This window comes from Neobacillus bataviensis LMG 21833 (assembly GCF_000307875.1).
GTDB classification, from domain to species: Bacteria; Bacillota; Bacilli; order Bacillales; family Cytobacillaceae; genus Neobacillus; species Neobacillus bataviensis.
Map to the genome: position 1 here is coordinate 91,061 of NZ_AJLS01000132.1, position 9,884 is coordinate 100,944.

Genomic DNA, 9,884 nt, shown 5'->3' on the forward strand with positions numbered 1-9,884 from the left:
CCTTGGGCTTTTTAATTTTCATTAGGGGGAACCTGCACATGTTGAACTTTTTAGAAGAAAGAATAAAAAAGGACGGAAAAGTCCTCTCAGAACACGTTTTAAAGGTTGATTCATTTTTAAATCACCAAATTGATCCCAATTTAATGCTCGAAATTGGAAAAGAGTTTGCGGCACGATTCGCAAATGAAGGCATTACGAAAATCGTGACGATTGAATCTTCAGGGATTGCCCCTGCTGTCATGACTGGATTAATTTTAAAGGTACCAGTTGTATTTGCTAGAAAAAGAAAATCCTTAACACTCAATGGAGATTTACTGACAGCAAGTGTTCATTCCTTTACTAAAAATGAAACAAACGAAATCTCAATTTCAAAAAAATATGTAAATAAAGAGGATCGGGTTCTCATTATTGATGACTTTCTTGCAAATGGACAAGCCGCCCTTGGCTTAGTGGAAATCGTTCAACAAAGCGGTGCCGAGGTTAGCGGGATTGGCATTGTGATTGAAAAGTCCTTCCAACAAGGGGCTCAAATAGTAACAAAACAAGGGCATAGGGTTGAATCCATAGCAAGAATTGCATCTCTAAAAAATGGGGAAGTCACCTTTATCAATGAAAAAGTGGAGGAATTAGTCTAATGAAACAGCATCCTTTTAAAACCGCCTCTTTAGGGATTCAGCATGTATTAGCGATGTATGCAGGGGCCGTCATCGTCCCTCTCATCATCGGCGGAGCACTTGGTCTTTCTAGTAAACAATTAGCCTATTTAGTCTCACTTGATATTCTGACAAGTGGAATCGCGACCTTACTTCAAGTATGGCAAAATCGTTATTTCGGTATTGGACTGCCGATCGTGCTGGGATGTACGTTTACCGCTGTAGGACCAATTATTGCGATTGGCGGACAGTATGGTCTTTTCGCTATCTACGGATCGATACTGGTATCTGGAATAATTGTTATGCTAATTGCAACCTTCTTTGGAAAGCTGATCCGCTTCTTTCCGCCCGTTGTTACCGGCTCTGTTGTAACCATCATTGGAACTACACTGATTCCTGTCGCTATGAATAACGTTGCTGGCGGTCAAGGCAGTCCTGACTTCGGATCCATCTCCAATATTGCGCTTGCGTTTGGTACGTTGCTTTTCATTATTATCCTTTACCGATTTTTTAAAGGCTTTATTCGCGCGATATCCATCCTATTAGGATTGATGGCTGGAACAGGTGTAGCTTTCTTTATGGGAAAAGTTAACTTTTCTTCAGTCGGTGAGGCTTCCTGGTTCCATATGGTAACCCCTTTCCATTTTGCCACTCCATCATTTGAGCTGGCACCAATCATTACCATGACCCTTGTAGCGATTGTGAGTCTCGTAGAATCAACAGGTGTTTATTTTGCTTTAAGTGATATTACTGGTAGAAAGCTTACGGAAAAAGATTTGGTAAAAGGCTACCGTTCCGAAGGTCTTGCTAGTGTCATTGGAGCCGTATTTAATTCATTCCCATATACCACCTACTCACAAAATGTCGGACTTGTCCAGTTTTCTGGTGTGAAAGATAAAAAGGTCATTTATACAGCGGCAGGTATCTTGATCCTTCTTGGCTTTGTTCCCAAAATTGCTGCTTTAACAACCGTGATCCCTACCTCCGTTCTTGGCGGTGCGATGGTGGCCATGTTTGGGATGGTGATCGCTTCTGGAATAAAAATGCTCAGCAAGGTTGATTTTTCATCGCAAGAAAATCTCTTGATTATCGCTTGTTCTGTTGGCGTCGGTTTAGGTGTCACAACGGTGCCAAATCTATTTGCACAGTTGCCTGAAAGCATCAAAATTCTAACAAATAGCGGGATTGTAGCCGGAAGTTTTACAGCAATTTTTCTAAACATTGTCTTCAATGTCGCAAAGCCGATTAAGAAAAGTCAAGCGGCGCAAACCTTAAAGGCATCGTAATCGTTACCAAAAGTCAGCCGGTCTAATTATTAGCTCCGGCTGATTAAGTCAATCAAACTAGATTCCTCTGGTTGATTCGAAGTAATTGTCTTAGTAACTGCCCCTTGATTTCCCTCCCCTCCACGGATAACCGTTTTCGTAATTGATATCGGAGCAATAATGTCGGCTCCCCCAAAGTTGACAATACCACCGGAAACCGATCCAATCCTGACACCATCTCGATTGATTGCCATCCCTCCACCCCTTCCATTTTTCTTATATTATATGTACATGCATATAAGCTTGTCTAAACTACTATGAAAAATATGCTTTAATCATGCTTTTTACAAGCGACCTTCTCCTCTAGCTTACAAATCCACTTATAATAACCTAATAAGATCAACAATAAGATTGGATTAATGATGACGGCGTGCCAAATTCTCCACCAGCCATAATGAAAGTATCCCCAAGGTTCCGGTAATAAGGTGACCAATTCGTAAAGTAAAATAATGATGACGAAAACAACGAGATACAAAATTTGTTTTACCAAGTTTGTTTTAAAAGGAAACCATTTTAAAAAGATGATATTAGCCGCTGGTACTAGAAATAAGTGCGGTAAAAGACCTACCCAATCAATTTCTTTATCAAAATACCAATATCCGTGGTATTTGAACTCAATAAACACATCGAAGATAATCTGAAAAGCAGTCGTAAATGTCCAAATATGTACAATTTGATTGCCCGAAAGTCGTTTATTTTTCATAAAGGCAATGGTATTAAAGATGAGAATAGCAAGGATTAGTCCGATCATAAGTTATTTCCTTTTTTCATTACAATACCCAAATGAATAGACATGTTATACAAAATGGCACTGAAATTTCCAATTAATTTACAAAAAAAATCTTGTCAAAAATCTAGTCGAATCTTTAAAAATCTAGTATGATGGTATAATGTAATAATTCCTGAACAAAGCGAGGATTACGAATTAAAATGAGCTTATTAAATGTTGAAAATTTATCACATACATTCGGGGATCGTACCTTATTTAAGGATGTTTCCTTTCGATTATTAGCTGAAGACCATGTGGGGCTTGTCGGCGCAAACGGCGTCGGTAAATCCACGTTAATGAATATCATTACCGGACAATTAATTCACGATAGCGGCCGGGTGGAATGGACACCAAGTGTTCATTACGGCTATTTGGATCAGCATACCGTCCTAACTCCTGGAAAAACAATGCGCGATGTGTTGCGCGATGCCTTCCTTCCACTTTTTGAACAAGAAAAGGAATTAAATGAAGTAATAGCGCAAATGGCTGATGCATCTCCGGAGGAACTCGAGGTTCTATTAGAAAAAATGGGTGAAATCCAAGATACGTTAGATGCTGGTGGGTTTTATTCACTAGATATTAAAATTGAAGAGGCTGCTCGCGGATTGGGTCTTGATGCCATTGGCTTAGATCGTGATGTTGCAGCACTAAGCGGTGGGCAGCGGACAAAAGTCCTCCTAGCAAAGCTTCTTTTGGAACAACCTAAGGTTCTATTACTTGATGAGCCGACTAACTATCTGGATGTCGAACATATTCGCTGGTTAACGTCGTATTTAAAAGACTACCCATATGCGTTTATTCTAATCTCCCATGATACCGAATTTATGAATCCTGTTTCGAATGTTATTTTTCAATTGGAATTTTCTAAGCTGACCCGTTATACAGCAAGCTACGAGAAATTCCTGGAACTTGCAGAAATCAATAAGAATCAGCATATTAATGCCTACGAAAAGCAAAAGGAATTTATCAAAAAACAAGAAGATTTTATCGCGAAAAATAAGGCGCGCTACTCCACCACTGGCCGGGCGAAGAGCCGTCAAAAGCAGTTAGACCGGATGGAACGGATTGACCGGCCTGAAACAGCCATAAAGCCCACTTTCGGTTTCAAAGAGTCACGCAGCAGCAGCCGTTATGTGTTCGAAGCAATGGATTTAGAAATTGGCTATTCTAACCCCTTATTGCCAAAAATGAATATGACACTTGAACGCGGTGAAAAAGTGGCGATTACCGGCTGTAACGGAGTTGGAAAATCTACCCTTTTAAAAACGATGTTAGGTAAAATTGAGCCGTTGAATGGCAGGGTTGAACGGGGGGATTTCCTCTTCCCGTCGTATTTTGAGCAAGAAGTTAAAGCGGGAAACATGACGCCAATTGATGATGTTTGGAACGCCTTCCCATCCATGGATCAGCACCAAGTACGTGCAGCACTAGCCCGCTGCGGATTAAAAAATGAACACATCTCCCGCCCAATGAACCAGTTGAGCGGTGGCGAGCAAGCAAAGGTTCGCCTGTGTAAATTGATGATGAATGAAAGCAACTGGATTTTATTCGATGAGCCGACTAATCACTTGGATATTGATGCAAAAGCAGAATTAAAACGTGCCCTTAAAGAATATAAAGGCACTGTTGTTCTTGTGTGCCACGAACCAGACTTTTATGAGGATTGGGTAACAAAAGTATGGAATGTCGAAGAATGGTCACAACAGACAGTTTAATATAGGTAAGGTTCTCCCCTGCTAAAAATAGGCAGGGGATTTTTTGTATTCAAGGTATCTTTTAAAAATAAAATATTTTTATGTCTAGTATTTAAAAAAATTATGGAAATACGGTGAAATCCATTGCAAAATATGTCGAATCCTGTAAAATAACCATGTACTTAATACTTATATGAGGTGAATATGGTGAAAAAGTGGTTTTCGATTCTAATTCTTACAATTCTTGTTTTTTCATTAGCTGCATGTGGCAGCCAAAAAGATGAGAAAGCGAATGAAGGAAAAAAAGAAACAAAGACAAATGAAGTATTTAAAATTGGGGCGATTCCTGACCAGAACGCTGCTGATTTAGATAAAGGGATGACAGCAGTTGCAAAATACCTTAGTGAAAAAACTGGGTTAAAGGTTGAATTTGTACCTTCTGTTGATTATGCAGCTCTTGTAACGGGATTCCAACGCGGTGAAATACATATGGCTTGGTTTGGCGGTTTAACGAGTGTTCAGGCTAGAAATCTAGTGCCAGATGCAGAATCCATTGTTCAGCGCCCGCGTGATGCAGAGTTTCACTCTGTTTTTATTACCCAGACATCCGAAAACTTCACAAAGCTTGAAGATATTAAAGGTAAATCGTTTACGTTTGGCAGTGAAAGCTCCACTTCCGGCCATTTAATGCCGCGCTATTTTCTAACGGAAGCAGGAATTAATCCGGATCAAGACTTGGACGGCAAACCGAATTACTCCGGTTCCCATGACGCAACCTATAAATTAGTGGAATCTGGCGCCTTCAAAGCTGGTGCGTTAAACGAAGCCGTTTGGGAATCCGCGGTTAAAGAAGGAAAAGTCGATACTAATAAAGTAAAAGTCTTTTACACAACTCCGTCCTATTTCGATTATAACTGGACGATAAATAGCAATGTCGAGGACGTATTTGGGAAAGGCACAAAGAATAAGGTAAAAGATGCACTTCTTTCCATTACCGGTGAGCAGAAAGATATTGCTGATTTATTCCAAACGGACAGCTTTGTCGAAACAAAAAATGATAATTACAAAAAGATAGAGAAAGTGGCAAAAGAATTAAAGATTATTAAGTAGAAGGTGTAGACATAGATGTCTTCAAAAATTATGATTGAAGCCAATAATTTAACAAAGAACTTTGAGCGGAAGATAGCCCTATCTTCCCTTTCTTTTACGATTAAACAAGGGGAATTAGTGGCCTTGATTGGACCAAGCGGCGCCGGTAAAACGACGCTGCTTAATTCGATTGGAGGGCTTGTTCCCATTTCTAGCGGGGAACTTTTACTAGATGGCAAGTCCCTTTCTGCCCATAAAAAAGGGAAATCTTTCGCAAAAAAAGTCGGTGTCATCCGTCAGCAATTTGATTTAATTGGACCGCTTGCCGTCATCCACAATGTGTTAGCTGGGAAACTTTCCGAGTGGGGTACGATGAAGTCACTTTTTTCCTTACTTGTCCCTCAGGAAAAAGATCTTGCCATAAAGGCATTAGAGCGGGTCGGGCTCCATGGTAAAGCGTTCGAAATTACCTCTACCCTATCCGGTGGCGAGCAGCAGCGTGTTGCGATGGCAAGATTAATGGTGCAAAGACCTGAAATCATTTTAGCAGACGAACCGGTAGCCTCACTTGATCCAGCACGTGCAGATGATATTCTAGCGATGCTAACAAAAATCGTTACCGAAGAAAAGCAAACGTTGATCACAAGCTTGCATTCTGTTGAATATGCCAAAAAGTACTTTACGCGGATCATCTCAATGAGAAATGGAGAAATATTCTTTGACCTGCCAACAGAAAAAGTAACAGATGATCTATTAGCTGAGCTGTATCAGCTTAAAAGTGGTGTGATGGCATGAAATCGATCTTTCGCTTGCATAATCGATTCATACTTACTTTAGTTTTACTTGCTGTTTTTGTCTGGAGTCTCTTTTCAATCCAATGGAATGCCGATTTAATTCATTCCGGCGGAATCCCGACCTTACTGCAAATAGTGGAAGGACTTATTCATCCGGATTTGTCGCCCGAAGTCTTAATACTTGGATTCGAATCAGCGTGGATTACACTTGCTTACGCGGTTGCAGGGATGTCTTTAGCCATTATTTATGCTTTAATCATTGGAATCCTTGCCTCAGGTGTATTGACTTCCAATAGAACCTCGAGAATTGTCTCAAAGGTGTTTTTTAGAGGAATATTAGGGTTTACCCGTTCGATTCACGAACTAATATGGGCTTGGCTGTTTGTTGCGGCCATCGGGCTTTCTCCCTTCGCGGCTATTTTTGCATTGGCCATTCCCTACGGCGGCATCCTTGGACGTATTTTTGCAGATATGCTTAACGATGTGTCTGGAGAACCAATCAAGGCATTAAAATCAGCCGGTGCCTCTAAACTGCAAACCCTTATTTACGGTTATCTTCCCCTCATTTGGGCCGATATGATTAGCTATACCATGTACCGTTTCGAATGCGCGATTCGTTCCTCAGCGATTATGAGCTTTATTGGTCTTGGCGGTCTTGGTTACCAAATTCAACTTTCGCTTCAGGATCTTAAATATGACCGCGTATGGGCGTTTGTCTTTTTCCTCATCGGTCTTGTCATATTCGTGGATGTTTGGAGTAATTTTGTCCGAAAAGCCTTGACGGATCGCAAGAAACGGCAGGGATTCAGTTCTGGTTGGAGATCCGTGTTTTTCACTCTGTTACTGACAATAGGATCATGGGTCTTTATCCATATTGCTGAGAATGCGCAGTTTTTTGAATTACTATCAGAGAAAAATATCGAAGCAGCAAAAAGATTTTTTGGCGGACTGATTGGTTTAAATAATGACGAACCGGCATTTCTTGATAGGAACAACTGGGCTGCAGCTTTAAAACTTACCCTTGAGACGCTTGAAATGAGTATTATGGCGATTGGATTTGCAACCATTGCAGCCTTCTTAACGGTAGTTCCCGCAGCTCGAAATATCGCTAATGGCCATTTAACAGGATCGAAGAAATGGTACAACTGGCTCCTATATGGTATTGTCAGGCTCTCCTATATCTTTTCAAGGTCAGTTCCTGAACTGGTTTGGGCAATGATGATTATTTTTATTTTCAAACCAGGCCTATTACCCGGAGCCATTGCACTCGCCCTTCATAATTTCGGGATACTCGGTAAACTTTGGGCTGAGGTCATTGAAGATATGGACTCCCGCCCAATTCAGAATTTAGCTGCCTCAGGTGCTTCCAAAATAGAAACCTTGTTCTATGGGATCCTCCCTACTGTATTGCCGCGATTTCTCACTTATATCCTCTATCGCTGGGAAGTGATTATGCGGACAACCATTGTTGTGGGGTTTGTCGGTGCTGGCGGTCTGGGTATGGAATTTAAGCTCGCGATGAGCTTTTTCAATTACACCCAAATTACTCTGCTCCTCTTATGTTACATGATCCTCGTCATCATCGCCGACTTTGCATCAGAAAGCACGAGAAAAGCAGTACGATAATTAAAAAAAGAACTATAGCATAATCAATGTTATAGTTCTTTTTTATTTTTACTCCCCTATTAAACTCCATTTTTTGTATAATAATTTTTATATAAACAAATATTTTGGCGGTGATAAAAATGTACAAAGTAATGATTGTTGAAGACGATCCAAAAATTAGCCATATAATTTACGAGCATCTTAAAAAGTGGAAATATGAGCCTTTTGAAACGAAAAATTTTGAAAATCTCGAACGTCAATTTTTAAAATTGCGGCCTGACCTAGTTTTACTAGATATTAACCTCCCAGTCTATGATGGCTTCTATTGGTGCAACAAATTCCGCCAGCTCTCAAAGCTTCCGATCATCTTCATCTCTTCCCGAACGGAAAATATGGATATTGTCATGGCGATGAATATGGGAGGAGATGATTTTATTCAAAAGCCATTTTCCCTTGAAGTACTATTGGCCAAGTGTAATGCTATTCTAAGGAGAACGTATACTTATCAACAACAGGATAATGATTATCTTGAACATAATGGACTCATCCTACATGTGAATAAAGGCAGAATCTCGTATCTTGATGATGAAATAGATTTAACAAAGAATGAATCTCAAATCTTATTTATGCTAATGAAAAAGAAAGAAACGATTGTAAGCAGGGATGAAATTATGCAGGAACTGTGGGAAAGTGGAGATTTTATCGATGATAATACGTTAACAGTGAATATTGCCCGTCTTCGTAAGAAATTATCAGAAATGGGTCTCGCTGAATTCATCGAAACTAGAAAACGGCAAGGATACATCATTCCATGACATTTAAGCAGTTTATTTCCGACCAAAAATGGCTTATCTTTACCTTCTCTTTAATCCTGCTAATTATTTCTATAGTAATTAGCGTAGATCCTGCCTTACACGTTACGCTTGACAATCTCCTTTACTTGGTAAGTTTATCTACGATTATGTTTTGTGTCTATTTTATAGGTTCTTATTTTCATAAAGAACAACAGCTGCAAAAATGGAAGCAATTTGTAATAGATGACATAGGTAGCTACCCTGAGGCGAAAACGTTTGAGCAGCAAGTATATGTTCAATCCTTTAACCATGTGGGCGAAATCTATTTGAAGCAGATTCAGACAAGTAACGAAGCTGCAAAGGAACAACTTGAATTCATGACTCAATGGTTCCATGAAATAAAAACACCGATTGCCGTTAGTAGGCTGTTATTAGAAACGGAAGTAGAATCCCCTAGTCTACAAGAGGAAATGAACCGTATTGAGGGGTATGTTGAGCAGGCGCTCTATTTCTCTCGTCTGCATGAATTTAATAAAGATTATCTCCTTCAAGAGATTGACCTCGAAAAACTAATCAAAGAAATCGTCATGGCTGAATCAAAAACGTTTATTTCTAAAAAAATAAAGGTGGAAATGCCGAAAATAAATGTAACTGTTTTAAGTGATAAAAAAGCATTAACCTATATCATTCGCCAGCTTTTGCTTAATTCACTTAAATATACGGGTGAACATGGGCAGATTTCGCTTTCTCTTCATCCTGAGTCAAAACAGTTTGTCCTTCATGATAATGGAAGTGGAATCCCGGCTGAGGATCTCCCACGTGTATTCGAAAAAGGTTTTACTGGAAAAAACGGACGTACCCATCAGCGTTCAACCGGAATGGGTCTTTACCTGGCAAAGAAAACGGCCGAGAAATTGGGACATGAGCTATCCATTTCTTCCAAAGTAGGTGTTTACACAACGGCGATAATAACTTTTCCGGAACGGGATGATTCTTATTTTAAAATGTAAAAACAAGCTCAATGGTGACAAGATTGAAGCGGGACTTTAGGACAAAACCCTTCTATTGGACATTTCCATTGAGATTTCTAGAGTTTTGTCCTTTAGAGCCCTTCTATTGGACATTTCCATTGAGATTTCTAGAGTTTTGTCCTTTAGAGCC

10 protein-coding genes are annotated in these 9,884 nt (G+C 39.9%); 8 read left to right on the plus strand and 2 right to left on the minus strand.

Features of this window, described 5'->3' with window-relative positions; genetic code table 11:
* The first annotated feature begins 41 nt into the window (after positions 1–41).
* Positions 42–635 carry a xanthine phosphoribosyltransferase gene (locus BABA_RS19975; protein WP_007087054.1) on the plus strand — a complete coding sequence of 198 codons (594 nt, stop codon included), beginning with the start codon at positions 42–44 and terminating at the stop codon, positions 633–635.
* Positions 635–1,939 (plus strand): nucleobase:cation symporter-2 family protein, encoded by a 1,305-nt coding sequence (locus tag BABA_RS19980; RefSeq protein ID WP_007087055.1) that lies wholly within the window; start codon positions 635–637, stop codon positions 1,937–1,939. The genes BABA_RS19975 and BABA_RS19980 overlap by 1 nt, the downstream gene beginning before the upstream one ends.
* A gap of 29 nt (positions 1,940–1,968) precedes the next feature.
* Here BABA_RS19980 and BABA_RS19985 read toward each other — a convergent pair whose 3' ends face one another.
* Positions 1,969–2,172, minus strand: a complete 204-nt coding sequence (locus BABA_RS19985) for a hypothetical protein (RefSeq protein ID WP_007087056.1) — start codon at positions 2,170–2,172, stop codon at positions 1,969–1,971.
* A 77-nt stretch (positions 2,173–2,249) separates the two neighbouring features.
* Positions 2,250–2,729, minus strand: coding sequence for a hypothetical protein (locus tag BABA_RS19990; protein WP_007087057.1), 480 nt, complete (start codon positions 2,727–2,729; stop codon positions 2,250–2,252).
* Positions 2,730–2,908: 179 nt separating this feature from the next.
* Here BABA_RS19990 and BABA_RS19995 point away from each other — a divergent pair, with 179 nt between their 5' ends.
* From BABA_RS19995 to BABA_RS20020, 6 genes are all read left to right on the plus strand, one after another.
* Positions 2,909–4,462 carry an ABC-F family ATP-binding cassette domain-containing protein gene (locus BABA_RS19995; protein ID WP_007087058.1) on the plus strand — a complete coding sequence of 518 codons (1,554 nt, stop codon included), beginning with the start codon at positions 2,909–2,911 and terminating at the stop codon, positions 4,460–4,462.
* 186 nt (positions 4,463–4,648) lie between these two features.
* Complete coding sequence (locus tag BABA_RS20000; RefSeq protein ID WP_040347062.1) at positions 4,649–5,551, plus strand: putative selenate ABC transporter substrate-binding protein; 903 nt, start codon at positions 4,649–4,651, stop codon at positions 5,549–5,551.
* Between the two features lie 15 nt (positions 5,552–5,566).
* The gene (locus BABA_RS20005; RefSeq protein ID WP_007087060.1) at positions 5,567–6,325 is read left to right on the plus strand and encodes a phosphonate ABC transporter ATP-binding protein; all 759 of its coding nucleotides are present in this window, start codon (positions 5,567–5,569) and stop codon (positions 6,323–6,325) included.
* On the plus strand, positions 6,322–7,950 hold the full coding sequence (locus tag BABA_RS20010) for a PhnE/PtxC family ABC transporter permease (RefSeq protein ID WP_007087061.1): 1,629 nt from the start codon (positions 6,322–6,324) through the stop codon (positions 7,948–7,950). The genes BABA_RS20005 and BABA_RS20010 overlap by 4 nt, the downstream gene beginning before the upstream one ends.
* 119 nt (positions 7,951–8,069) lie before the next feature.
* Positions 8,070–8,744: a response regulator transcription factor gene (locus BABA_RS20015; RefSeq protein WP_007087062.1), complete on the plus strand. Its 675-nt coding sequence runs from the start codon at positions 8,070–8,072 to the stop codon at positions 8,742–8,744.
* Positions 8,741–9,733: a sensor histidine kinase gene (locus tag BABA_RS20020; RefSeq protein WP_007087063.1), complete on the plus strand. Its 993-nt coding sequence runs from the start codon at positions 8,741–8,743 to the stop codon at positions 9,731–9,733. The genes BABA_RS20015 and BABA_RS20020 overlap by 4 nt, the downstream gene beginning before the upstream one ends.
* Positions 9,734–9,884: the final 151 nt, after the last annotated feature.